Genomic DNA, 24,732 nt, shown 5'->3' on the forward strand with positions numbered 1-24,732 from the left:
ATTTTTGGATAGTCATCAGCAGCTTCAAGCAATAACTGATAAAATAAAAGCTGTCATCAAGGTAAATGATGACAGCTTTTATTCTAAACATATTTTATACTTTCCAGCCTGGTGTCAAAACATTGATTCCTTTACCACCACGAACGATTTCTATATCCTTGGGATTAAGCTTTGTAATCTCAAAAAATTTATCCTCGAAAGCTTCTTTATTTAATTCTGAGTGACAGCCCCAGATTTTCGTTGAATGGCTTAACCAATCACCAAGCTCATTCAAAGCAGGATAATCATTTAATTCAATCGGAGCAACATTTTCAAATCGAACTTGATAAATGCCCGGTAATAAAACCTTGTCTATTTTTTTAACGGCCTTTTTGATGTTTTTCAATGATAATACCTCCTCTATGTATTTTGATAAGCTCATTATACTACTTTTAGTATAACAAGCAATCTTTTAGAGGTAGCAAGCCCTTAATAACGTCAATCTGCTGTATAGGCATTGCCATTCATCATAGATGAACAAGCATAGATTAATAAGAAGCTGATTAGCAAGTTAAAGCCCATTAGCATTGGCACAAGAAACGCTAAATTGAGCATTAAATTCCCTGTAAAATGATAAATTAGCCAAATTAAACCTGCACTTGGCGCACAAGTCGCTAGCACAACAAACATACGTAGCGCTGATTCTAGCATTTTATTAGCACGACTTTTCAGCATTCTAATCGACACAATATTGCCAGCGTAAAAAACAAAGACAAAAGAAACAATAATCCCCATTCCTGCTAACCAATCCATCACTTTCATATCAAACATAAAGTAACTCGCAGCCATCATGGTCATACTCAGTAGGATTGTTTTTACTACTGGCACAATTAAAGTATTGATTAATTTTTTAAAAGGATTTCCTGGAATCAAATAAATATAATTCATTTTTAGTTCTTCAATTAAAGTGTTGGTCCCAGATGTATTCATTAAATAGAGTAAAACAAAGCCACCATAAGTAAGCACATTCGTTAAAACAAAGAATCCAAAGATAAAGACACCTACTAAGCTCATTAAATCTTGTTGTGTAAAAATAGTTCTAGATTTTTTTAAAACAAGTAAGCTTTTTGATAAAATCGCACCTTCACCTTTTTGATAGTGAATCGTTGCTTCATAATGTTTCTTGTGTTCATTTTCAACCACTTCACCACTCATCGCTTTTTTGTAGAACTCTGAATATTCCACTGCGTCAATCATTGCTTTTTCATAGAAATAACCTTTTATACGAACCAACAGCATTGAAAGCGCCACACTCAAAGCGACTAATAATCCTGAACCTAGTAAAATAGCTAAGAAATCATTGGTTATTAGACCCTCTAATGCATATTTCGCCCAACCAATAATTGGGACATAATAAAATTCTTTGCTTAGTAAAAAATTCATTAAGCCTGCTTTTATATCTGAACCATTTGTAAAATATGAATAAGATAAGAAACCAGCAATAACCACAATAAAAGCAAATCCAATGATTTTTTTCGTCTGACTTTTTGTTTCACGAACCAAGTCTTTCAAATAAATATATTGCGCCATGATTGTGAATAAAAAGACGATAAGAGTTGAAATCAAAATACCTAATAGTATATAAGATAACGGCAAAACAACCATAGAAGCAACACCTAACATAGGTAATGCCACACATATAAGACCTGTTAAAAAGCTTAAAAATAGTGAATCAACCACTCCATAAGAGAGAATTTGACGATTTGTAAAAGGCCCAATAAATAGGTAGTAAGAATCCTCTTCAAAGAACAGCGCCTGCCTTTTTTGCAGAAGCGTCATCAAACAAACAATTAAGGCCATTGCTAACACCAACATAATATAAATACTGGCCATCATTGCATCAATCGGCTCTTTTCCTGCTGTGTCAAAGACGGGAATAAACATGGATACATAACCCGCCACCAGTAATAAGGTAAAAATACCAGAAACAGGCTTGGTAAAAATACTACGTAGCTTGGCTTTTTTCTTGGTAAAAAATAGTTTAATCAAATTGTTCATTTGGCTCACCTGCACGATCTAATTCAAAAAATAAGTCCTTCAATGATTGCGTTGTTAAATCTCTACGATCTACATGCTTAACCATTTCGCCCTGCTTCATAATATAGGCACTATCCCAAACCTCTTCTACCATGTCAATAATGTGTGTACTCATTAAAATACTCACACCTTCATTTTTTAAAGCGACCAAAATATCTAAAGTATCTTGAATACTTTTTGGATCCAGCCCCATCATTGGCTCATCAACTAATAATGCTTTTGGATGAATCATTAAAGCTAAAGTCATGGAAAGCTTTTGACGCATCCCTTTTGATAGCTCCTTTGCCACACTCTTTCTTTTTTCAGTTAATCTAAAAATAGAAAGGTACTTATCTGCCTCAGCCTGATAATTTGGTACATTATAGGCATTGCCAATAAAATCTATATGTTCCTGAATACTTAATAAATCATATAAAACAGGGGTTTCAGGTATGTAACCAAAGCTCTTCTTTGCTTCAACAGATAAATTCTGATGTCCACAAATTTCAATCTCTCCTTTAAACTTCAACAAACCAATAATACTTTTAATTGTGGTAGATTTCCCAGCACCATTAGAGCCTAATAAAACAGTGATTTCACCAGGTTTTGCTACTAGATTAACATTGCGAGCACCTGCACCATTGCCATAATCCTTGGTTAAATTTTTCACTTCAATCATGTTATCTTCCTCCTTGTAAACTCTTAGGACTATTTTAACAGATATTTTTTGCCTCATTTTTAGATTGTCCTAAACGGTTCTCTTTACTTCCTAAATGGTTCTATCATTATTTTTGTAGTACATAAAATAAGTAGCTGTACATTCCGTACTATTCGTTCAAAGAGCTTAATTAGTATAGAAAAAGAAAATGCCATGCAACAAAAGCATGACATTTTCTTTTTTATATTAAGTTAGCACCATTGTTCTCTATCACTTTCTGATACCAATCAAAGCTATCTTTTTTCTTTCTGTCTAACGTTCCGGAGCCATCATCATATTTATCAACAAAAATGATCCCATAACGTTTTTTCATTTCCCCAGTAGATGCACTCACAATATCGACTGCACTCCAAATCGTATAGCCAATTAAATCAACGCCGTCCTCAATCGCTTTATCCATTTCTATGATATGCTTCTGTAAATAATCAATGCGGTATGCATCATGAATCTTGCCATCAGCTGCAACATCTTCTGATACACCAATCCCATTTTCTACAATCATCAAAGGCAATTGATAGCGGTCATAAATATCATTTAGCGCAATGCGTAACCCAACTGGATCAATCATCGCATTCCATTCACTTTGCTCAAGATATGGATTATTGACTCCTGATCCACCAATCATACTATGACCATTTTTAGTTACTTGATCATCCGCAGAGACACATAACGTCAAGTAATAACTAAAAGTATAGTAATCAACTGTTCCATTTGCTAAAATCTCTTGATCGTCTTCCGCAAATACAATGTCAAAACCATGATCTGCAAAATATTTTTTTGCATAATAAGGATATTTACCTGTTACTTGAACATCTCCACAAAATTTTGAGTGCATATTTTCTTCTTGCTTCGCTAATAAGACGTCATTTGGATGGCAAGTATACGGATAACGTGGCATATAAGAAATCATACAACCAATCTGTAGCTCAGGATATTTTTCATGAGCAAGAGCCGTAACCTTTGCACTTGCCACAAACTGATGATGCAATGCTTGATAACGTTGTTGCATATGATCTGGTTGATGAATAAATTCTGATTCCCCAACATTCAATCCAAGTGACAGAAAATTACCAATTGTTAATGTTGCAGTGTTAATTTCATTAAAGGTAATCCAATACTTCACTTTATTTTGATAGCGATCAAATAAAACAGCAGCATAATGATAATAAAAGTCAATCACTTCACGACTTGCCCAGCCATTAAAGGCTTCACTCAAATGAGCTGGAACATCAAAATGAGCAATTGTCACAATTGGTTCAATACCATATTTTTTACATTCATCAAAAACATTGTCATAAAATTGTAATCCTGCTTCATTTGGAAGCTGATCATTTCCATTTGGAAAAATCCTTGTCCAATTAATGGACATACGAAAGGCTTTAAAACCTGCTTCTGCAAATAAAGCAATATCCTCTTTATAATGATGGTAAAAATCAGTTGCCTCATGGCTTGGATAAAGCAAATCTTCTTTAATTCCTGCTGTTATCTTTCGGGAAGTTGCATGGCTACCTCCACTAATCAAATCTGCACAGGCTAAGCCTTTACCACCTTCGTTATAACCGCCTTCATATTGATTGGCAGCTGAAGCGCCACCCCATAAAAAGTTTTTTGGAAAGCTCATCTTCTCATCCCTTTCATTTTAAAATACTGCTAATAATTTCTCATTTGCTTTAACAGTTGAAGTTTCATTTGCTGGAATCACATCTAAATAGTTTGCAGTATTTGTAACAGTAATCATAACTGTATCATCATAGCCAGCTGCTTTAATCTTTTCTGTGTCAAAACGCAATAACGCTTGTCCCTGATTGATGGCATCTCCATCATTGATAAGACGTTCAAACGCTGCGCCTTCTAGATTTACTGTATCAATGCCAATATGAATCAATAATTCAATACCTGTTTCACTTGTTAAGCCAATCGCATGATTGCCTGGAAATATGGCTGTAACTTTTCCAGAAAAAGGTGCAACAATTGTATCATCAGATGGTTTGACAGCAATTCCCTTACCTAAAGCTAGCGAAGAAAAAGCTTGATCATTTGTCTCTGTTAATGGAACTGTTTCACCATTTAGTGGTGATACAATAACAGTTTCTACACCTTTTGTTACATTATTTTCAGATACTCCCGCTTCTTCTGCTGGTTCACTTACTACTGATGCAACATTATTATTAGGAAAATCAGAATCTTTGACAACAAACCAAGTATAAGCAAAAGCAATTACAAAAGTAATGAGCGAGCCGATTGTCGCATGAAGCACACTACTATAAGAAGGCAACGCCACAAATGACGCAATGACAACTGGGGTATTAATACTCATTAAACCAAAGTATAAACCACCTGCAGCACCACCTAAAATCATCCCTACTATCGGTTTTTTTAATCGTAAAGTAACACCATATAAGGCTGGTTCAGAAACCCCCATCAATGCCGTAATAGCTGATGAGAAGCTCACTTGTTTAAATTCAGTATCTTTCGCTTTAATTCCAGCAGCTAAACAAATCGCCGCTTCAGCTGCTAAGCCAAGCAACATTCCTGGTACAATTAAATTATCATAGCCATAGGTTGCAAGTGACGTCAATAAAATAGGGGTAAGTGTTGTATGCATCCCTGTCATAACTAACAATTGAGAAAATGCTCCCATAAATAAGACAGCTAATGGTCCAAAGTTGTTGGTTAAATAATTTAAAAATTCTGCAACATAGTTTCCAATTGTCACGCCTAGAGGTCCTAAAATTAACAGTGCTAGTGGCGTAATAACAATAATAGCAATCAAAGGACGTAAAATAAATTTCACACTTTTAGGTAAAATCTTATCTGCGAAACGATAAACATAAGACATTAACCAAACACTTAATAAAACAGGTAAAACAGAAGCATTATAGCTGACATTTGGAATCGTCATCCCAAATAATGAAATACCACCCTCTTGACTCAATAAAGTGGTTAAGCCAGGCATAATGAAAATTGCGCCCACATAACTTCCTAGAAACGGATCAATTTTTAAGCGTTTAGCGACAGAATTCCCTAAGAAAACTGGAATAAAGAAAAACGCGGCTTGTGATACTTGGTATAATACAAGATAGGTATCATCAGTTTCCACTAAAATACCAGAAAGCTGCAATAAAGATAAAGCGACTTGTAGCATTCCACCAGCCGCGATAATCGCAATCATTGGTGTAAAGCATCCAGCGATAAAATCCAATAGCCGAGATACAATAGAAGTATCTTTGTTACTAGCTTCACCACTTCCTTCAGTATTTGGTAATTGTGCGTATACACTTGAAACATCTGGACCAATAATCACTTGATACTGACCATTTCCTTGTACAAGTCCTGTTACACCTTTTAAATTTTTAATACCTTCACTATCTGCTTTGCTTTCATCAGCAAGTGTAAAACGTAAGCGTGTGGCACAATGTGTGACGTGTTGAATATTTTCTCCTCTACCTACTTTTTCATAAATTTCAGCAGCCAATTGTTTATAATCCATCATCTTGCTCCTTCTCTACATTCTCAGTTAATTTTTGGATATGCAACGTTAAATAAATCTCTTCATTCTCAGATATCGTCATGCCATAGGTATTTTCAATATAGATCTTAATTTTTTTGACACAATGAAAAGCAACAGGATACAATTTTCCTACTTGGCCGTATAAAGTTGTCTCTTCATAGCTAGACATTGTATGATTGATGACATTCTGAGCAAAATAATGCAGATGTGTCACAAATCGTGAATAATGGAAGCTATCTTCATCGAAGCCTCGTTTGTATTCATACTTTACGATTGTTAGTACGTCTTCAATAAATTTTGTGATTTTATTCGTTACAGTCATGTCTTTTTTCTGTGATTGCACGTTGACAAAATGCAGTGCTATTGAGATTGCCTCTTCAGTAGGGATCTCAATAGAAAGCTCTTTTTCCATTAGTTGAACTGCATAAACACCAATTGCATATTCATCAGGATAAAAACGACGTACTTCCCATTGCAAAGGACTTTGGAAAGTTACCTGATTTTTGATGCGCTGAATTGTAAAATCAATATGATCTAATAAAGTTAAATAAATATAGTCATTGACTCGCAAATTATAATATTCTTTAGCATAATCAACAATTTTTGTTACTAATTCAACATATCTAGGATCACATTTACCTAATTGATAGCTGAAATGTTCCAACATTGCATGTGTATCTAGTACAAATATTTTTTCAAATTCACTTTCTTGCACATCATCTCCCACTTTTTTATTGAAGCTGATGCCTGTTGAAAAACCAATAATTTCGTTGCTTCCTTTTTTCAGTAACACAACATTATTATTTAAAAATTTTTTTATTTTCATTATTTTCCTCCGTAATTGAACGTTAAAAAACCCCATACTCCACCCTTGGTGAAATATGAGGTTTGCCTTTTTACAGTAACACGCCTCACAGTTACAGAACTTCTGTAACCGCTATCTATTATAGGCTAATCATATCACTCCAACTTTTCTTTGTCAAACGCCTATTCAATAAACGTAACAAAGCCTAGCCAAATCTTCCCTTTGATTCTTCCTAGCATTCCTAGTATAATAATGATGCCTTTTCGAAACAAAACTGAGAGAAAAGAAATGAGGATATTATCATGACAAATAATTTTTGGGCAGCCTTACCAAAGCCCTTTTTTATATTAGCACCAATGGAAGATGTGACAGATGTCGTCTTTCGCCATGTTGTAAAAGAAGCAGGCGCACCTGATGTCTATTTCACAGAATTTACCAATTCAGATAGCTACTGCCACCCTGATGGGAAAGAAAGTGTCCGTGGTCGCTTAATTTTCACTGAGGATGAACAACCAATCGTTGCACACATTTGGGGAGATAACCCAGCCTACTTTAAAGAAATGAGTCTTGGACTAGCTGAAATGGGCTTTCAAGGGATCGATATTAACATGGGCTGCCCAGTACCTAATGTAGCAGGAAGAGGAAAAGGTAGTGGCCTTATCTTAAGACCAGAAGTAGCGGCAGAATTAATTGACGCAGCAAAAGCTGGCGGCTTACCAGTTAGCGTGAAAACACGATTGGGGTATACAGCGCTAGGCGAAATGGAAGAATGGATTACCCACCTCTTGAAGCAAGACATTGCAAACCTATCCATTCATTTACGCACACGTGAGGAAATGAGTAAAGTTGATGCTCATTTGGAGATGATTCCAGAAATTATGGCGATTCGTGACCGGATTGCACCACAAACGTTGATTACAATTAATGGTGATATTCCTGACCGTCAAAAAGGTTTGGAGCTTGCAACACAATATGGTGTAGATGGCATTATGATTGGTCGCGGCATTTTTAGAAATCCTTATGCCTTTGAAAAAGAACCAAAAGAGCATACAGCGCAAGAATTACTTGGACTGCTACAGCTACAGCTTGATTTACAAGATCAATATGCTAAACTCAACCCACGTTCGATTGTTGGTTTGCATCGCTTCTTTAAGATTTATGTCAAAGGCTTCCCTGGTGCAAGTGATTTACGCGTCAAATTAATGAATACAAAATCTACAGATGAAGTAAGACAAATTTTGCGTGCATTTGATGCAGAAAAAACAAGTGAATGATGAAGTAGCAACTGAAAATTTGTAGCACCTTCCAGAGATGGAAAGTGCTTTTTTCATTTGCTCTCTATAACAAAAAGCTACACTAAAAAAAACGTGCCCATTATTTTTATTAAAAGCCTCTAAAAGCATGTTTCTTAAATAGAAATGTGATACAATCTGTATAGATTTACATTAAAAGGAGGAAAAAAATTATGGCAAGCTTCATCACGTTTATCAGCCTTGTCGGCCTAATTTTTGGAGGAGGATTCTTAGTAAAAGCACTTATAAAAAAACAACCGAAAAAGAAAAGTTTTATCTTAACAGGAATCAGCTTCGTTGTACTGGTAGCCGCAGTATCTTTTCTACCTGCAAACCCAAAAATAGACATCACTGAAAAAGTCATTACAACCAATGACGAAGGAACCGCAACTGTTAAAGGAAAGACCAATGAACAAAGTGAGATTACAGTTGACGGAGAAAAAATTGACACCAAAGACGGTACCTTTTCTTATCAAGTCACACTAGAAGATGAACAATCAAAAAAAATTACCTTTGTTGCTTCAATTGGAAAGCAAGAGAAAACTGAAACAGTTGAAGTCAAACCATCTGCTGATTTTGTAGCCTTTTTAAAAAAAGAAAAACAACAGAAAGAAGCTTTAGAAGAAGCTGAAACCGCATTAATTTTAGCAGAAAGCAAACCCACTCAAAAAAATTATGATGAAGCAGCAACACTGATTACATCATTAACAAAAGAACAAAAAGATTTTACCAAACGCTTGGCCATCGTAAAAGACAATGTGCCTATTTATGAAGCGGTCGAATTAGCTGAAACAAAACAAACAAAAGAAGCCCTTGATTCAGCAACAGCATTATTAGATAAAGCAACCTTAAATAAAGAAGCATTAAGCAAGCGACTTGCAACCGTTCAACAAAAAATTGCAGATAAAGAAAAATTAGAAAAACAACTAGCAGAAGCAAGAGAAGCCGTAGAAAAAGCGGAGCAAGAACCAACGGACGTCAACTACAATCTAGCAATTGCAAAAATCAAAGAAATTCCAAATGGCAATACAGATTTCACCAATAGAGCAAATGCTGTAAAACAAACCATTGACGCTAGAAAAGAAGAAGAAAGAAAAGTCGCAGAAGCTCAGGAAGCGCAAAGAATAGCTGCGCAACAAGCTCCTGTGGAAGTACCTCAAGCGCCAGAGAATGAGCAACGTGTATTAGTGACTCGTACTGGAAGTAAGTATCATAACCGTGTTTGCGGGAATGGTAATTATTATGAAGCTTCAATTTCAGAGGCTTTGGCTAGAGGTTTGACGCCTTGTTCTAAATGTTATTAAATAGCTGATAACGTTACAAAAAACTATCTTTATATATTTACAACAAAAACTACCTGTTTAAATAGGTGGTTTTTGTTTATTTCAGCTCATTCCTTATGTATATGGTTTTGTACATAAAAAACACCTAGCCATCTGACTAGGTACATGATAACAGTTTTATTCAACTAGTTTCTCACTAGTTAGATGAGAAAGATAATGACTAAATGAGATTGCCTGTTAACCCAATCGTAACGAATATAAAGAAAAACCAATCTATTCGCCGTAGAGAGGTTTTTGTGTAGCATTGTAAAATTAATCATTATGATACTAAAAATAATGTAAAAAATCAAATAACCTTGATTAAATACTTATTAATCTTTCTCATAAGATTTCAACATAGCTAAGATTGTTTCAAGTTATTTATTTTCAGAGAAACAAAAAATAACACCCAATCGTTGATGCTCTCAAATTCCTCGCTTATTATAAATAAGTGATCTTTACGTATATTTTTCATATCATTATTTGATGTAGCCATCTTTTTTGATTTGCTATCACTAGTTTGTTTCTTTTTAATCAACTCTAATATTTTCTCTTTTATCTGCTTACCTCAATAAAAAGATGCTTCGCAACCAAATAGTGCGAAACACCTGAAATTTCTTCCTAACCTTTTGAAAATTATAAAGCTTTTCAATTTTTTAAGTTACAATTTAAATCTAGTAAAATTGATTTCTTTTGTCTTAATTACTTTATCTAGTAATCAAATAAATAATATTTCATTCAATTTACATTACTTTTAAATAAGTAGTCCCTAAAAATTTTTCTACTAAAATATAATACCTATCCCAATAATCTCTTCATAGATTCATGCCAAATTTTAATTTCCTCTAAAAAGCCACATTCTAATAAATCTGCTTCCTCAGCTTTTAATATATGTTCTTTATTAAATCTGTTTTTTATCGTACCAATTTTCTTCTTCTTCTTTTCATCACTTAGGTCATCCCAATCACATGCTCTAGATTCAGCTGAATTGTGTACGTGTGTTGCAACTAATTCTGGTATGTCTGATGTATCCCACTTTTCTACATCACCTAAAACTAATGAATCATAATAATCTTCTAGTATCGTATAAGGTACATAGTTTTCAAATTCTCTCATTCTAGTTTCCATACCAAAACTGTTCTCTCTTGTATTAATAATATCAATATATTCCGTATACTTATGCTCCTTTTTTGAACCAATATCGCTATCATAAATATGAAATTGAGCTAAGTTAAGTTTTCCTAAATAATCTTCATTAACCCAAAACTGCAGAGTACTTCCTCCCATCGGAATAAAAATAATATCTTCTCTTTCTAAATCAATAATTTGTTTTAAGCATGCTATGGATTTATTAATATTTTTCAAAAACGCTATGTCATTTTTCCCCTCAACACAAACTGCTAATTTTACTTCATTTAGATTAAATGGTTCAATATTAGGTAATATTCCTAAATCTGCTGAAATTTCTTTAAGAATATCCGGATTTTCAGAAGTACTAAAAATAACAGTTTCATTAACACTATTTTTTGTTATAAAACGTAAATTTTCAATATTAAGCATTTTTACCGTAGCTGGGCTATGGGTAGTTAAAATTACTTGATTAACATCATAATTGGCTAATTCTTTGAAGGCTTCAATTAGTATTTTTTGATGTTCTGGATGTTGTGATGTTTCTGGCTCTTCAAATGCATATATTACAGTCGGTACTTTCCTTTCTGAACTACGTCTTTCAGCTTCAGCTCGGAAAAAATTTAATAATATTAGCCTTCTAACACCGCTACCTCTTTTATTTAAAGATATTCCTTGGTCTGTATCAAGAGAAAATTTAAAAACACTGCTCCAATTCGGCTTTGCAAACTCTGATTTTAATTCACTTGCAATTTCTGGATTCATCTCAGATATTTTTGTTACAGTTCTATCCGTTAAAGTCTTCGTTTTTGTCTGTATCTCATTAAAGATTTCATTTAATCTTTTTTCCATATCATCTTGCTTCAATATTTCTTTTATAAGTAACTTTACAGGACTTTGAACTTCGTCATCTTGATCTAAATTTTTTCTATCAGATTGAAATAGTTCATAGAGCGGCATATATTGTTCTAAACTACTCCAAATTTGCTTAGCACCTTGCTCATCAATAGGAATCTCGCTTACAGAAAGCTCTTCATTATCTACACTATCAAAAATTTTTTTTCTAATTAATGAGGATTTCCTATTATCTTCAACTTCTAAATCATAACTATCTAATATTTTTTTTAAATCATTAATTGATTTTAAATGAATATCCTTCAACTCTGGAGCAGTTGGATAGTTAGCAACAATATATGTACCTACTTTTTTACCATTCTTAAAATCTTTTCTTACTTCTAACATATCTCTATCATTTAATAAAAATTCATCTTTCAACGTTGTTTCTACTGTACTATCCACTATAATTTTTTCTGGAAATTTTTCAAAACATATTCCAATACTAAAAACATCAGAACTTCCATGAATGCATACATCATCTTTATCAATTTTTATAATATTTTTACCTTCGTTAAAAAAAATATCCAAAGCTTCTAAAATCGTTGATTTACCAGCATCATTTTTTCCCACAAAAGCAGTTAATGAATCAAAATCAATATTAACTTTATTTTTATAACCTCTGAAATTCTCAATATACACCGTTTTTATTTTCAATTTAAAATCCTCCCATAAATTCTTATATTTTTATTCTGACTGACTATTGTAATATTAACTTGAATAAAAAGACACTTATTGAATTACAATATCTACATCAAATTTAATGAATAGTTGCACTTTCATCCACATCTACTGCATCTAACATAATACAATCTCCATTATTTCTTTATAAAAGAAAACATTTTTATACCCAGTTAAATATTCTTAGATATCCCAACTTTCCTTTTAAGCTTCTCTAGCTCATCTCTATGTAGTTTCGCATGATAATTTAAATCACATATTTCAAGCACCATGATTCCTTTTTCTGCAAGTTCAATTCCTTCATCAACATTTTCCTCAGATAAAATAATAAACAATCCATCATAATACTTAGACATTGCTATCGCCAATGAGTCTGCTGATCCTGTATATTCTTCCTTTATTAAAGCTAAGATTTCTAGAGCATATTTATATTTTTCATTAGTAAAGGCTAAATGGAGCATATTTAAATGAAATAATATAGTATTTTTCCGACTTAATTCATAGGCAGAGTGGCTTTTATGTTCAATAAACATTTTCTTATAAATATAGAACACCATTTCTTGCGGTAATTTCTTGTAAAAATCTGCGAGTATCTTCACATCATTTTCAGTATAATAAGTCACAGTATCAAAATATTGAAGTATCTCTTCCAAAAATTCCTCTTCAAATTCACTATCTTCGAACTGGCTTATAAAATAGGAACACAAAATATAGTGATAACGATCATTCCAATTTTTAGTATCATTAAACCTTTTTTTAAACATTGTTTTCAATTTTTTTAGTTCCTCAACATCTGCTTCATAAAATGCTTTAACAATTGGTTTTCGTAAATTCACATTTTTTATATCATTTTGTATTCCGTTTAAATAAGTAAATTCTTCAATACTAATGTCTAACCTTTTAAGAATTTCAACTAATTTTAAATGAGTAATGTTGTTTTTATTGTTTTCGATACGAGAATAATAAGAATAATCAACAATACCATTAGAAACTGCTCGCTGTGAAAAACCTCTTGATTCTCTCAAATACTTTAATGTTGTACCAATATTTTTCATTTTGCTACACTCCAAGTTGTTTTTTATTTATTTGATATTCTTATTGAGTCAAGTATAATATACCTTATGGAGGTGATATCAATGATTTTAGATTTCTTTACTGTACTTATTTCTACTCGTAATGGTTGGGTATTAGACTAATGATTTTGGTTAATTAATGTTGATTATAACTAAATCACATTAAAAGCAGACTGATTTAGCTATAAAACATGTAAAAATAACTCACTCTTAACGAATATATTCCATAAAAAGTGAGTCTTCAAGTGCTCTTCATTATAACACCAATCTCTATTCTCGGATCAAAATGTGTAATATATTCACAATATACAATTAAAAGCAAAAATTTTAATTCCAGAAATAATTACATATATAATAAAAAAGTTAACAATTCACTGTCTGATACAGGTTGTTAACTTTTTTATTTCATATTATTTTTCAAACTAAGCATAATAAATTTCCCTGCATCTACCATTAATATTTTAGTATGCAGTATCCTACCATCAAATCGCTAATATAACATATATACTAATTGGATTTCCTTTAATAAACATATTCAGCCTAATCTAGTTCTTTTCACTTAACCTAATAATCTCCGATATATCATCAATATCCAAAGCATCCGCAATCCTTTCAATATGCTCCAAGTAAATCCGTTCTCTCTTACCATTTGCAAGATTGCTCAAATTAGAGGGCTCAATTCCTGACAACCGAGCAAGTTCTCTCAAAGACATCTTGCGCTCTGCCAATAAATGATTAATCCGTATTTCTATTTTCCTATCACGAGTATCCTCAGACATTCTTTCCCCTCCATTTACTACATTTTTGTTGTCTATATAAACATGATATAGTATAATATTTACGAAGTGTTGTTCATGTAGACATGGGTTATTGAAATGAAAGTACAAAAGAATTTTTAGAGAACATCACGCCAATATACAAATTTCTAGTATACTCTTAGGAGATTTTATTGAAAGAAAGGAGGAATATTGATGTGTTTTGAAAAAGAATTACAACAAATTTTTAAAGAAAGCTATCTTGAGTGTTTATCTAAATTTTTAAAAGAAGATGAAGAATACCATATTCTGAGCCAAAACATTAGCTTCGCTGAAAATAAAGTATTAGAATGTCCCACTAAAACGAATAAAGAAATCTTAAAAGGAATTAAGCTAGAACTTGCTGAATATGTACATATAAATATATTTAAAATGGGATTCTTTGAAGGCGTAAATTATGGTCTAGTAGAATCAAAAGAATCTTTAATATGAACAGAAGAAGTCAACAGCATTATTAAAATAACGCTATTGGCTTCTTCTAACGTTAATTACTAAATAAAAAATTATTAGTCAATGTACGTATGAAGGATATGCTATTTCAACTAGTCTAAAAAGTAATTCATCACTCTAAAAAATGTGTGAATATATTATACATATGAAAAAAATAAAAGAAATCTATGCTATTATTAAATTTAGGAGGGAAGGAAATATATGAAAAAGTTATATTTTTGTGCTGGAGTTTTGTTTTTACTTAGTTTTTTTTGGATGATTTTGGTTGTGAATCATTTGTTTAATATGCAATATCAATTTGATCCACCAGTCTTAATGTATTTTTTATGTTTTATGCAACTAGTATTAGCAACCGTATTTTTTTATATCTCAATAAATAAAAAAAACAAAGAGGAGTAAACATATGAAAAAAAGAACTAGAATACTAATGTTTTTAGGAATGGTTACATTTTCTCTCACTATATGGAATTCTACTGTACAGGCTGAAGAAATAAATACCACGTCACCATCAATTGAAGAGACAACCGAAGAATTACCAGTCATCATTAAAGAAGTTAATTTTGAAAATGAAAGCGTTATATTAGATACTGGTGAAGAAATTTATTTTGATAATAAAGAGGAATTTGATCGTATAGCCTCAAATCAAATGAAACGAACACCTGGATACACATACACTCGAACAGTATTAAAACATGAAATTAAGAAAAATGTATGGGTTGGATATTGCCCAGGTACCCCAAATTGGACTAAAGCTTCCCAATACACCACAGGACAATCTAAAAGTTACTCAATATCAGTTGGAATTGATTTTGATGGGGGAAGAACTAATTTATCCAGTTCTTATTCATGGTCTGTTAACACTACAATTCCTGCTAACTCTAAATCATTTAGCCGTTTAGCATTTTATGCCGATTACGACTGTAAAAAAATAAGATTCAAAGAATATGAATTCATGACTGGAAAATCTACTGGGAAATATTTTGATACTAAGTTTCTTTTGGAAACTGCTACATATTTAAAACCAGTATATAAGTAATTAATTTTATACTCCACAAAAAAATTGTATCTTCATATCATAAACACAATTATTACTTTTATAATATATGATTTCCAACCAAAGAACCCTCTAATCCATTTAAGGAATAGAGGGTTAACTTTTTATTTAATTACTGTATCTGTCCTAGCACCTACACAAATATTAACCAAAGCAAAATCACATGTTTGGATTGTAACAACGTCTTACTGTGGTTGTCCTTTAACTTCGTACAAGATACCGTAAAATAGCCGTTACTTCAAATCTTCCCCTATTTATTATAAATATGCGGCCCTTTACGCATATTCTTCATATCATTCTTTGGAGCAGCCATCTTTTTCGATCTGCCACCACCCGTTTGTTTCTTCTTAATCAGCTCTAACATTTTCTCTTTTGCCTGTTTATCCATCTTCCATACCACCTTTATTTCAAACATTTCTTACAATAAACAAAATTCATTCCTGCTTATTTCAATAAAAAAGATGCTTCGCAACGAAATTGTGCGAAACATCCGAAAGTTTTTCTTAACGTTTTGAGAATTGTGAAGCTTTACGCGCTTTTTTCAAACCTGGCTTTTTACGTTCAACCATACGAGGGTCACGTGTTAATAGTCCAGCAGCTTTTAAAGGTGCACGGAAATCTGGGTCAACTGTTAGTAATGCGCGAGCAATACCGTGACGAGCAGCGCCAGCTTGTCCTGCATAACCACCACCATGAGCGTTAACGTGAACATCATAGCTTCCTAGAGTTTCAGTTACGTTTAATGGTTGTTTGATTACTTCACGTAGGTCAGCAAATGGAATGTATGCTTCTACTTCTTTTTTGTTAAAGATGATTTTACCTGTGCCTGGTACTAAACGTACGCGAGCTACAGAGTTTTTACGACGGCCTGTGCCGATATATTGTACTTGAGCCAATGAAATTCCCTCCTTAAATTAGGTTAGTAATGTCTAATACTTCTGGTTGTTGAGCTTGGTGTGTATGCTCTGAACCACCGAAAACGTTCAATTTAGTAAATTGTTTACGTCCTAAAGTAGTTTTTGGTAACATACCTTTGACAGATAGCTCGATTAATTCACGAGAATTTTTATCACGAATCTCACCAGCTGTACGTTGTTTCAATCCACCAGGGAATTGGCTGTGACGGTAATAAATTTTATCTGTTGCTTTTTTACCAGTTAATTTGATTTTATCTGCATTGATTACGATTACGAAATCACCTGTATCGATGTGAGGTGTAAAAGTTGGTTTATTTTTTCCACGTAGAATTGATGCTACTACTGTAGATAGACGACCCAATGGAATATCAGTTGCGTCTACTACGTACCATTTACGTTCTACTTCGTTTGTTTTTGCCATATAAGTTGTACGCACGTTAAATTCCTCCATATTCTTATCTGTTTGTTTGATGCACAATAAGTTTCCGGGGCTCATCGTGGTGGCAAACAATACCATCTACCATAATACTCGTATTGTGCTTATCTGTCAATGTTTTTTTGGTTATTTTTCTGTTTTTTCTTGCATTTTTTGATAATAGACTTCCATTAAATACAAGCCTTTAGGAGAGGCAGTCGGTCCTGCTTGATTGCGATCCTCTGAAGCGATAATTCGCTGAATATCGTTAATATCTCTTCTGCCATTGGCAATCTGTAGCAGGGTTCCCACTAAAATTCTGACCATATTGTATAAGAAACCATCGCCAGCAAAGGTAAAAATTAATTCTCCATGTGCTTCATCTTGTCTGACGCTCGCTTCATAAACGGTACGGACTTTATCTTCCTTCCCACTTCGACTGGCACAGAACCCACTAAAGTCATGCTTCCCAACGACTTGCGCTAAGGCGTGCTCTAATAAATCTAGATGAATAGGATAAGGGTGGTGCAAGGTATATTGACGTTTAAAGGGATCTGCTACTTTCCCTGTATCGACCCGATATTCATATTTTTTACCAGATGTCTGATAACGGGCATGAAATGTATCGGGTACAATTTCTACTTCAAAAAAGCCAATTTCGTCTGTTGTTAAACTATTCAATGCCCGCTTCATATTTTCAGGCGGAATCGTTGTCGGATAATCAAAATGGATGACTTGTCCTAAAGCATGGACGCCAGCATCGGTTCGTCCTGAGCCTTGAATTTTAATCACATGTCCCTTGCTCATCATTTTTAAGGCTTTCTCAATATCTCCTTGAATGGTTCGCTCATCTGGTTGAATTTGAAAGCCTGAAAAATGAGTGCCATCATATTGAATAATCGCTTTGTATCTTGTTTTCTCCATAATTGCCTCCTGCTCTGCATAAAAATAGAGGAAGAAATCTTCCTCTATTAACCTCTTAATAAAATAACGCCTACTGTTACAAAGGCAAAGACAATAACAGCCATTGTATCTGTGACTTCCCAATTTAAGACACGGTATTTTGTCCGACCTTCTCCACCGCGATAGCCACGCGCCTCCATAGCTGTTGCTAGTTCCTCAGCTCGATTAAAGGAGCTGACAAATAACGGAATGAGTAATGGAATAATTGACTTCATTTGTTGAAATAGATTGCCCTCGCCAAATTCAACACCACGTGCTCTTTGTGCATTCATAATTTTAGTGGTTTCATCCATTAAAGTTGGGACAAAGCGTAAGGCGATAGAAATCATCAATGCAATTTCATGAACCGGCAGCTTCACATATTTAAAGGGTGAAAGGATAAACTCAATAGCATCCGTTAATTCAAGCGGAATTGTTGTAAGTGTCAGCAAAGTGGACATAAAAATAATAAACACAAAACGGCAAAAGATTAACGCTGCATTGATTAACCCAAATTGAGAAATAGCAATGGGTCCAAAGCTGAAATAAATCTCTCCTCCACGGCTAAATAATAATTGGAGGGAAACGGTAAAAATAATCAGCCATAATAAGGGTTTTAAACCTCTTAGAAAAAAGCCAAGGCTAATTTTTGATAGCTTAATTGCAACTAAGATAAATACAGCTAAAAATAAATAAGATTGCCAATTATTTGCGAAAAATAATAAAAAGATAAAATAAATACTGCCTAATAATTTTACTCTTGGATCCAGCTGATGGACGATTGAATCGCCTGGAATATAGCGTCCAAGTATTAATTTATCCATCAATGTCCTTCACCTTCTTCTAATAACGCAACGAGTTCCGTCACTAATTGTTGCTCATTCAATGGCATTTTAGCAAAAGACTTCCCTGTTCGCTTCGTAAATAATTCCGCAAATGCAACTGAAGTTGGGACATCCAATTGTAATTTCTTTAACCATTCTACATCTAAAAATAGCGCTTCAGGCTTTCCTTGCTTCACCACAGTTCCACCTTCTAAAATAATCATTTCATCAGCATATTCAGCCACATCATCCATATTATGTGTGACTAAAACAATGGTCATCCCTTGTTCTTGATGTAGCTGATAAAACATCTGCATCATCTCTCTACGTCCTTTAGGATCTAAGCCTGCTGTGGGCTCGTCTAAGACCAAAACTTCTGGTTCCATGGCAAGAACCCCTGCGATTGCTACACGACGCATTTGCCCACCAGAAAGCTCAAATGGCGAGCGACTTAAAAAACTTTCATCTAAACCAACAAGTGGCATCATTTTCTTGGCAATTGCCTGTGCATCCTCTTCTGTTACCCCAAAATTCATTGGTCCAAAGCAAATGTCCTTTTCAACAGTTTCTTCAAATAACTGTGCTTCTGGAAATTGAAAAACAATCCCGACTTTTTTACGAATTTCTTTCAGCCCTTTATTCTCAGTTGTCCCAGTAATGACACGATCACCAATGGTAACAGTTCCCTCAGTAGGCTTCATCAACGCATTTAAATGCTGTAGCACAGTGGATTTCCCACTACCTGTATGCCCAACAAGCGCTGTATAATGACCATCTTTGATAGCTAAATCCATTTCATGTAAGGCACGGTTTTGGAATGGCGTCCCTTTTTGATAAATATAGCCTACTTTTTCAAAAGTGATGTCCATAGCCAGTCCACCATCCCTTCCTCAGTTAAATAGGATGCTGGCACAGCAATCCCTTTTTCTTTTAGTGCATACTTTAATTTTTCAGCAAAAGGAACATCTAAGCCCATTTCAATTAATTCAGGACCATAAGCAAAAATCTCTTCTGGTGTTCCAACTTTAACTAGCTTTCCGCCCTTCATCACAAAAATACGGTTAGCATTTGCTGCTTCATCAATATCATGTGTAATCGAAATCACGGTAAGATTTGCTGCATCCTTGATTTCCTTCACTGTATTCATCACTTCTTTACGTCCATTTGGATCTAGCATACTCGTTGCTTCATCCAAAATCATCACATCTGGCTGCAAAGCCACAACCCCTGCAATGGCCACGCGCTGTTTTTGTCCTCCTGAAAGTCTGGCAGGTTCTTTTGTCATAAAATCAGCCATATTGACTTTTTTAATGGACTCAGTGACGCGAACCAACATCTCTTCTCTTGGAACACCTGCATTTTCCAATCCAAAGGCAACATCCTCTTCAACTGTTGATCCAACAAATTGATTATCAGGATTTTGAAAGACCATTCCAATTGACTGACGAACATCCCAAATATTTTCTTCTGTTAACAAAGCACCATCAACTTTAACCGTACCAGCATTTGGCATAATTAAACCATTTAGCACTTTAGCAAGTGTTGATTTTCCCGAGCCATTATGACCAATAATTGCAATCCATTCCCCTTTTTCAATTGAAAAGGACACATCATTCAAGGCTTGGACTTCAGATTCACTTTGATATTTATAAGATAAATTATTTACTTCAATTATTTTATGAGACATGGATATCTTCCACTTCCTTTTAGCTTTTACATCATTTATAACACTACCAAAAAATGAGGCCGGTTGCAATGTTTCCACGTTTATAATCAAATAAAAATAACGCATTGATAACTTTTGCTACTTTTTATCCTATTATCCTCCAAAATAAAAAATCCTACAATATCTTAATAAAAGAATATTGCAGAATTTTTAGTTATTTTATTTAGAAAATGCTTTTCTTCTTTGTAAAACTAAGAAACCAATACCAGCTAGAATTGTACCAAAAGCAACGGTTGCAAATGAACTTGTACTTTCAGCAGTCTTTGGTAATGCTGCTGGCTCTGTTTCTTTTTCAACTGCTTTTGGTGCTGTTGCGACTTCTTGATTCTCTTCAACAACAGGCGGTGTTGGATCTTCTGGTTTCACTTCTGGTTTTTCCTTAGGATCCTCAATGATTGAGTCTTGGATAACATGAACCACAACCTGTACAGGTGTTGCTTGGTTGCCAGAAGCATCTACTGCATTTAAAGTAACCGTATAATCTCCGATGATATTGAAATTTACTGCTGTTGAAAAATCACTTGTTATCACAGAGCCATCATCTGTACTTGCTTGAATCTCACTTAGAAATTCTGCTTCAGTTTTAACAGTTGCTTGTGGATAACTGATTTCAGGATCTGCTGTAATAATCGGCGCAGTTGTATCCGTCACTAGTGGAATAAAAACATCTCCACTAAAAGGAACGCTGATGCCATTTAAGGTAACAGTTGTATTAAATGTGAACGCGACACCTGCTTCATTTGCAGGGATATTTTCCCAAACAAATTCATCATTTTCATAAACACCATTATCAGAAATTGTCGCTGGTGCAACAAACTGCTGTAATTCATTCATAATTGGATTGCTCATACGCACTTCGCCATTAATCAATAAAACTGGATCCAGTGTGATTCTTTGATTGGTTAAGTAAAATTTCGTCACACTTGTCATACCATTAAAAATACTTGGATCTAATAATTGATTCCCTCTAAGATTCAAGTTTGTTAAATTATTTAACTGAGTAAGTGGACTAAAGTCTTTCACCTTCGCACCAATTGTAATACTTTTCAATGCTGTTAAATTACTTAATACTGAAATATCTTCCACTTCAGTATTGAACAATGTCAGTGTTTCCAGTTTCGTTAAATCTTTCAATGGTGTCACATCTTCAATTGCTGTATAACTTGCATAAATGTCATCAATATTGGTTAGTCCACTAATTGGGGATAAATCAACAATCGCACTTGCTGCAAGCGTTAGCTTCCTCATATTGATTAAGTTGGAAATTGGAGATAAGTCTGTTACTAAGCTACCTCCAGTGGTTAACTCTTCAAGATTTACAAGATGCTCTAACCCGGCTATATTTTTTACTGCTTTAGGATCTGTTTGGCTACTTGTTGATAAGTCTAATTTTTTAATCGTTGCCAATTCTGCTTCTGTTACAGAATCTGTAATTGCTGTTTTTCCTAAAGCTGCTCTAATTTTTTCAGCTACATTCTCATCTGGGAATATCTCTGTAATTGCTGCTGGGAATGCGACTTCTTCAGCTTGTGTGGTTAAGTGGTAACTATGTAAACCGATGATTACTACTAATGCAAGAATCATTAATTTTAATTTTTTCATACTCCTCCCCCTCTATACTATCATCATATACCAATATTTCTTTTGTTACAAGAGCATAAGCGTTTTTTTGTTATTCTTTTACATTTTCCACATAAAAAAAGCCAAGACAAATGATTGCTTTGTCTTGGCCTACCTAGCTTTCAAAAAAAAAAAGCACTTTATATGATGAATTTGTTTCTCCTTAGAAAGACCTGCTTTCTAAGAAGAAACTTCGAGCTAGACTTGGAAAAGTTCATTTCCATCATCATAACACTCTTTACACACATCTATAAAAGTGAACTATTTCGATTAAACTAATTCAATGATAACCATTTGTGCAGCGTCTCCACGACGTGGTGCTGTTTTCATGATACGAGTGTATCCACCTTGACGGTCAGAATAACGTGGTGCAACATCACTAAATAGTTTTTGTAACGCTGAAACTACAACTACATCTTCGCCTTCTTCTTTAACTTCAGCAACTTCATTTCTTACGAAAGCAGCAGCTTGACGGCGAGCATGTAAATCTCCACGTTTACCTAAAGTAATCATTTTTTCTGTAGTTGAGCGAATTTCCTTCGCACGAGCTTCAGTAGTAACGATACGTTCGTTAATGATTAGGTCTGTAGTTAAATCGCGCAACATTGCTTTACGTTGTGAACTTGTACGTCCCAATTTACGGTAACCCATCTTGATTTCCCTCCTTCAGTAACTGTACAACTAATCGTCTTGACGCAAACCTAAACTTAGCTCAGCTAATTTTAGTTTCACTTCTTCAAGTGATTTACGACCTAGATTGCGTACTTTAATCATTTCAGCTTCAGACTTGTCAGTCAATTCTTGAACAGAGTTAATACCAGCACGTTTCAAACAGTTGTATGAACGTACAGATAAATCTAATTCTTCAATTGTCATTTCAAGCATTTTTTCTTTTTGAGTTTCTTCTTTTTCTACCATAATTTCAGCCTTGCGAGCTTCGTCAGTTAGATTTACAAAGATATTCAAGTGTTCAGTTAAGATTTTAGCAGCTAAGCTAACGCCTTCTTCTGGACTAATAGAACCATCTGTCCATACATCAAGTGTTAATTTGTCAAAGTTTTCTTTTTGACCCACTCGCGTATTTTCAACTTGATAGTTCACACGACTAACTGGGGTGTATATCGAGTCGATTGGTAATACACCAATTGGCATATCATCGTGTTTATTTTGGTCAGCTTGAACATAGCCACGACCTGATCTTGCTGTCAAACGTACATGGAAATGTGCGCCTTCTGCAACAGTACAAATATATAAATCTGGATTTAAGATTTCAACATCACTGTCAAAAGTGATATCTGCCGCTGTTACAACTGCAGGACCTTTCACATCGATTTCAATCGTTTTATCTTCACCAGAATATAACTTGAGTGCTAGTTTTTTGATATTCAAAATAATTGATGTAACGTCTTCAACAACACCATCAACTGTTGAGAATTCATGTAAAACACCATCTATTTGAATGCTTGTTACTGCTGCTCCTGGAAGAGAAGACAATAAGATACGACGTAAAGAATTACCTAAAGTTGTACCATAACCGCGTTCTAGTGGTTCTACAACGAATTTACCAAATTTGGCATCCTCGCTAATCTCAATCGTTTCAATTCTTGGTTTCTCAATTTCGATCATTATTACTTACCCCTTTCAAAACGTCATTTGCCTTGTTTTAGTGCATTTAGATTTCCTAATAATGCAGCTGTAGGTTAAACACGACGGCGTTTTGGAGGACGGCATCCATTATGAGGAACTGGTGTTACGTCACGAATTGCTGTAACTTCTAAACCAGTAGCTTGTAGTGAACGAATTGCTGCTTCACGTCCTGAACCAGGACCTTTAACTGCAACTTCTACAGTTCTCATACCATGCTCCATACATACTTTAGCAGCATTTTCAGCTGCCATTTGTGCTGCAAATGGAGTTGATTTACGACTACCTCTAAATCCTAGTGCACCAGCTGATGACCAAGAAATAGCATTTCCATGCATATCGGTAATCATTACAATTGTATTATTAAAAGTAGAACGGATATGTGCAATCCCAGCTTCTACATTCTTTTTCACACGACGTTTGCGTACGACTTTTTTACCTGCCATGAAGTTTTACCTCCTCTACTTATTTAAATTATTTTTTCTTGCCGGCAACTGTTCTAGCTGGGCCTTTACGTGTGCGCGCGTTGTTCTTAGTATTTTGACCTCGAACTGGTAACCCGCGACGATGACGAATGCCTCGGTAAGATCCGATTTCCATCAATCGTTTGATGTTTAAGTTCACTTCACGACGAAGATCCCCTTCAACTTTCAATGTGTCGATTTCAGCACGGATACGATCTAATTGATCATTTGTTAATTCACGTACACGAGTATCTTCTGATACCTCTGCTTTTGCTAATACTTTCTGAGAAGTATTCTTACCGATTCCATAAATGTAAGTTAGAGAAATTACTACACGTTTGTCACGTGGAATATCTACACCTGCAATACGAGCCATTACAAT

General features: G+C 34.3%; 26 protein-coding genes. 5 read left to right on the top strand and 21 right to left on the bottom strand.

The window, feature by feature from the left end:
- Positions 1-94 precede the first annotated feature (94 nt).
- The 6 genes from BMW29_RS06775 to BMW29_RS06800 form a co-directional block, all read right to left on the bottom strand.
- Entirely contained in the window at positions 95-385 is a 291-nt protein-coding gene (locus BMW29_RS06775) for a DUF3884 family protein (RefSeq protein WP_245706248.1), read from the bottom strand.
- 92 nt (positions 386-477) lie between these two features.
- The gene (locus BMW29_RS06780) at positions 478-2,037 is read right to left on the bottom strand and encodes a putative ABC exporter domain-containing protein (protein ID WP_092651734.1); all 1,560 of its coding nucleotides are present in this window, start codon (positions 2,035-2,037) and stop codon (positions 478-480) included.
- Positions 2,021-2,734 (bottom strand): ABC transporter ATP-binding protein, encoded by a 714-nt coding sequence (locus BMW29_RS06785; protein ID WP_092651736.1) that lies wholly within the window; start codon positions 2,732-2,734, stop codon positions 2,021-2,023. The genes BMW29_RS06780 and BMW29_RS06785 overlap by 17 nt, the downstream gene beginning before the upstream one ends.
- A gap of 220 nt (positions 2,735-2,954) precedes the next feature.
- On the bottom strand, positions 2,955-4,394 hold the full coding sequence (locus BMW29_RS06790; RefSeq protein WP_092651738.1) for a family 1 glycosylhydrolase: 1,440 nt from the start codon (positions 4,392-4,394) through the stop codon (positions 2,955-2,957).
- Between the two features lie 18 nt (positions 4,395-4,412).
- Positions 4,413-6,266 carry a beta-glucoside-specific PTS transporter subunit IIABC gene (locus BMW29_RS06795; protein ID WP_245706249.1) on the bottom strand — a complete coding sequence of 618 codons (1,854 nt, stop codon included), beginning with the start codon at positions 6,264-6,266 and terminating at the stop codon, positions 4,413-4,415.
- On the bottom strand, positions 6,253-7,110 hold the full coding sequence (locus tag BMW29_RS06800) for a PRD domain-containing protein (RefSeq protein ID WP_092651742.1): 858 nt from the start codon (positions 7,108-7,110) through the stop codon (positions 6,253-6,255). The genes BMW29_RS06795 and BMW29_RS06800 overlap by 14 nt, the downstream gene beginning before the upstream one ends.
- Before the next feature lie 281 nt (positions 7,111-7,391).
- Between BMW29_RS06800 and BMW29_RS06805 the strand changes: the two genes are divergently transcribed.
- Positions 7,392-8,363, top strand: a complete 972-nt coding sequence (locus tag BMW29_RS06805; protein ID WP_092651745.1) for a tRNA dihydrouridine synthase — start codon at positions 7,392-7,394, stop codon at positions 8,361-8,363.
- A gap of 191 nt (positions 8,364-8,554) precedes the next feature.
- Positions 8,555-9,685 carry an AAA family ATPase gene (locus BMW29_RS06810; protein WP_092651747.1) on the top strand — a complete coding sequence of 377 codons (1,131 nt, stop codon included), beginning with the start codon at positions 8,555-8,557 and terminating at the stop codon, positions 9,683-9,685.
- 816 nt (positions 9,686-10,501) lie between these two features.
- On the opposite strand, the gene BMW29_RS06815 is transcribed toward BMW29_RS06810, so the two are convergent.
- From BMW29_RS06815 to BMW29_RS06825, 3 genes are all read right to left on the bottom strand, one after another.
- Positions 10,502-12,382 carry an ATP-binding protein gene (locus BMW29_RS06815; RefSeq protein WP_092651749.1) on the bottom strand — a complete coding sequence of 627 codons (1,881 nt, stop codon included), beginning with the start codon at positions 12,380-12,382 and terminating at the stop codon, positions 10,502-10,504.
- 197 nt (positions 12,383-12,579) lie between these two features.
- A complete protein-coding gene (locus tag BMW29_RS06820; protein ID WP_092651751.1) occupies positions 12,580-13,461 on the bottom strand; it encodes a helix-turn-helix domain-containing protein in 882 nt (293 codons plus the stop codon).
- Between the two features lie 563 nt (positions 13,462-14,024).
- On the bottom strand, positions 14,025-14,258 hold the full coding sequence (locus tag BMW29_RS06825; protein WP_092651753.1) for a helix-turn-helix domain-containing protein: 234 nt from the start codon (positions 14,256-14,258) through the stop codon (positions 14,025-14,027).
- Positions 14,259-14,450: 192 nt separating this feature from the next.
- Here BMW29_RS06825 and BMW29_RS06830 point away from each other — a divergent pair, with 192 nt between their 5' ends.
- From BMW29_RS06830 to BMW29_RS06840, 3 genes are all read left to right on the top strand, one after another.
- Positions 14,451-14,726, top strand: a complete 276-nt coding sequence (locus BMW29_RS06830) for a hypothetical protein (RefSeq protein ID WP_092651755.1) — start codon at positions 14,451-14,453, stop codon at positions 14,724-14,726.
- Between the two features lie 219 nt (positions 14,727-14,945).
- Positions 14,946-15,143 carry a hypothetical protein gene (locus BMW29_RS06835; protein ID WP_092651757.1) on the top strand — a complete coding sequence of 66 codons (198 nt, stop codon included), beginning with the start codon at positions 14,946-14,948 and terminating at the stop codon, positions 15,141-15,143.
- 4 nt (positions 15,144-15,147) lie between these two features.
- Entirely contained in the window at positions 15,148-15,780 is a 633-nt protein-coding gene (locus BMW29_RS06840) for a hypothetical protein (RefSeq protein WP_092651759.1), read from the top strand.
- Between the two features lie 268 nt (positions 15,781-16,048).
- Here the strand turns inward: BMW29_RS06840 and BMW29_RS13970 are convergent, their stop codons facing one another.
- From BMW29_RS13970 to rpsM, 12 genes are all read right to left on the bottom strand, one after another.
- Positions 16,049-16,186 carry a hypothetical protein gene (locus BMW29_RS13970; RefSeq protein ID WP_177165703.1) on the bottom strand — a complete coding sequence of 46 codons (138 nt, stop codon included), beginning with the start codon at positions 16,184-16,186 and terminating at the stop codon, positions 16,049-16,051.
- Between the two features lie 115 nt (positions 16,187-16,301).
- A complete protein-coding gene (rpsI, locus tag BMW29_RS06845) occupies positions 16,302-16,694 on the bottom strand; it encodes a 30S ribosomal protein S9 (RefSeq protein ID WP_092651761.1) in 393 nt (130 codons plus the stop codon).
- A 13-nt stretch (positions 16,695-16,707) separates the two neighbouring features.
- A complete protein-coding gene (gene rplM / locus BMW29_RS06850; protein ID WP_425431593.1) occupies positions 16,708-17,136 on the bottom strand; it encodes a 50S ribosomal protein L13 in 429 nt (142 codons plus the stop codon).
- Between the two features lie 141 nt (positions 17,137-17,277).
- Entirely contained in the window at positions 17,278-18,054 is a 777-nt protein-coding gene (truA, locus tag BMW29_RS06855; RefSeq protein ID WP_092651765.1) for a tRNA pseudouridine(38-40) synthase TruA, read from the bottom strand.
- A gap of 47 nt (positions 18,055-18,101) precedes the next feature.
- The gene (locus BMW29_RS06860; protein WP_092651767.1) at positions 18,102-18,899 is read right to left on the bottom strand and encodes an energy-coupling factor transporter transmembrane component T family protein; all 798 of its coding nucleotides are present in this window, start codon (positions 18,897-18,899) and stop codon (positions 18,102-18,104) included.
- On the bottom strand, positions 18,896-19,765 hold the full coding sequence (locus tag BMW29_RS06865) for an energy-coupling factor ABC transporter ATP-binding protein (RefSeq protein WP_092651769.1): 870 nt from the start codon (positions 19,763-19,765) through the stop codon (positions 18,896-18,898). Before BMW29_RS06865 ends, BMW29_RS06860 begins: the two co-directional genes overlap by 4 nt.
- Entirely contained in the window at positions 19,741-20,583 is an 843-nt protein-coding gene (locus BMW29_RS06870) for an energy-coupling factor ABC transporter ATP-binding protein (protein ID WP_092651771.1), read from the bottom strand. The genes BMW29_RS06865 and BMW29_RS06870 overlap by 25 nt, the downstream gene beginning before the upstream one ends.
- Positions 20,584-20,781: 198 nt before the next feature.
- Positions 20,782-22,224: a LapB repeat-containing protein gene (locus tag BMW29_RS06875; protein WP_092651923.1), complete on the bottom strand. Its 1,443-nt coding sequence runs from the start codon at positions 22,222-22,224 to the stop codon at positions 20,782-20,784.
- 288 nt (positions 22,225-22,512) lie between these two features.
- Positions 22,513-22,893, bottom strand: coding sequence for a 50S ribosomal protein L17 (gene rplQ / locus BMW29_RS06880; RefSeq protein WP_092651772.1), 381 nt, complete (start codon positions 22,891-22,893; stop codon positions 22,513-22,515).
- A gap of 30 nt (positions 22,894-22,923) precedes the next feature.
- Complete coding sequence (locus BMW29_RS06885; RefSeq protein ID WP_092651774.1) at positions 22,924-23,868, bottom strand: DNA-directed RNA polymerase subunit alpha; 945 nt, start codon at positions 23,866-23,868, stop codon at positions 22,924-22,926.
- Between the two features lie 74 nt (positions 23,869-23,942).
- The gene (rpsK, locus tag BMW29_RS06890) at positions 23,943-24,332 is read right to left on the bottom strand and encodes a 30S ribosomal protein S11 (protein ID WP_092651776.1); all 390 of its coding nucleotides are present in this window, start codon (positions 24,330-24,332) and stop codon (positions 23,943-23,945) included.
- Between the two features lie 28 nt (positions 24,333-24,360).
- A complete protein-coding gene (rpsM, locus tag BMW29_RS06895) occupies positions 24,361-24,726 on the bottom strand; it encodes a 30S ribosomal protein S13 (protein ID WP_092651778.1) in 366 nt (121 codons plus the stop codon).
- Between the last annotated feature and the right edge of the window lie 6 nt (positions 24,727-24,732).

The sequence above is a fragment of the Isobaculum melis genome (genome assembly GCF_900111355.1).
In the GTDB taxonomy this organism is placed as follows: domain Bacteria; phylum Bacillota; class Bacilli; order Lactobacillales; family Carnobacteriaceae; genus Isobaculum; species Isobaculum melis.

Bases quoted from the DNA above. Each gene is read 5' to 3' on its own strand.
- BMW29_RS06805 (WP_092651745.1), top strand. From the start codon at position 7,392: ATGACAAATAATTTTTGGGCAGCCTTACCAAAGCCCTTTTTTATATTA.
- BMW29_RS06780 (WP_092651734.1), bottom strand. From the start codon at position 2,037: ATGAACAATTTGATTAAACTATTTTTTACCAAGAAAAAAGCCAAGCTA.
- BMW29_RS06820 (WP_092651751.1), bottom strand. From the start codon at position 13,461: ATGAAAAATATTGGTACAACATTAAAGTATTTGAGAGAATCAAGAGGT.
- BMW29_RS06810 (WP_092651747.1), top strand. From the start codon at position 8,555: ATGGCAAGCTTCATCACGTTTATCAGCCTTGTCGGCCTAATTTTTGGA.
- BMW29_RS06840 (WP_092651759.1), top strand. From the start codon at position 15,148: ATGAAAAAAAGAACTAGAATACTAATGTTTTTAGGAATGGTTACATTT.
- rpsK (WP_092651776.1), bottom strand. From the start codon at position 24,332: ATGGCAGGTAAAAAAGTCGTACGCAAACGTCGTGTGAAAAAGAATGTA.
- BMW29_RS06825 (WP_092651753.1), bottom strand. From the start codon at position 14,258: ATGTCTGAGGATACTCGTGATAGGAAAATAGAAATACGGATTAATCAT.
- rplQ (WP_092651772.1), bottom strand. From the start codon at position 22,893: ATGGGTTACCGTAAATTGGGACGTACAAGTTCACAACGTAAAGCAATG.
- BMW29_RS06875 (WP_092651923.1), bottom strand. From the start codon at position 22,224: ATGAAAAAATTAAAATTAATGATTCTTGCATTAGTAGTAATCATCGGT.
- BMW29_RS06870 (WP_092651771.1), bottom strand. From the start codon at position 20,583: ATGTCTCATAAAATAATTGAAGTAAATAATTTATCTTATAAATATCAA.
- BMW29_RS06795 (WP_245706249.1), bottom strand. From the start codon at position 6,266: ATGATGGATTATAAACAATTGGCTGCTGAAATTTATGAAAAAGTAGGT.
- BMW29_RS13970 (WP_177165703.1), bottom strand. From the start codon at position 16,186: ATGGATAAACAGGCAAAAGAGAAAATGTTAGAGCTGATTAAGAAGAAA.
- BMW29_RS06790 (WP_092651738.1), bottom strand. From the start codon at position 4,394: ATGAGCTTTCCAAAAAACTTTTTATGGGGTGGCGCTTCAGCTGCCAAT.
- truA (WP_092651765.1), bottom strand. From the start codon at position 18,054: ATGGAGAAAACAAGATACAAAGCGATTATTCAATATGATGGCACTCAT.
- rplM (WP_425431593.1), bottom strand. From the start codon at position 17,136: ATGGCAAAAACAAACGAAGTAGAACGTAAATGGTACGTAGTAGACGCA.
- BMW29_RS06785 (WP_092651736.1), bottom strand. From the start codon at position 2,734: ATGATTGAAGTGAAAAATTTAACCAAGGATTATGGCAATGGTGCAGGT.
- BMW29_RS06830 (WP_092651755.1), top strand. From the start codon at position 14,451: ATGTGTTTTGAAAAAGAATTACAACAAATTTTTAAAGAAAGCTATCTT.
- BMW29_RS06800 (WP_092651742.1), bottom strand. From the start codon at position 7,110: ATGAAAATAAAAAAATTTTTAAATAATAATGTTGTGTTACTGAAAAAA.
- BMW29_RS06835 (WP_092651757.1), top strand. From the start codon at position 14,946: ATGAAAAAGTTATATTTTTGTGCTGGAGTTTTGTTTTTACTTAGTTTT.
- BMW29_RS06885 (WP_092651774.1), bottom strand. From the start codon at position 23,868: ATGATCGAAATTGAGAAACCAAGAATTGAAACGATTGAGATTAGCGAG.
- BMW29_RS06865 (WP_092651769.1), bottom strand. From the start codon at position 19,765: ATGGACATCACTTTTGAAAAAGTAGGCTATATTTATCAAAAAGGGACG.
- rpsM (WP_092651778.1), bottom strand. From the start codon at position 24,726: ATGGCTCGTATTGCAGGTGTAGATATTCCACGTGACAAACGTGTAGTA.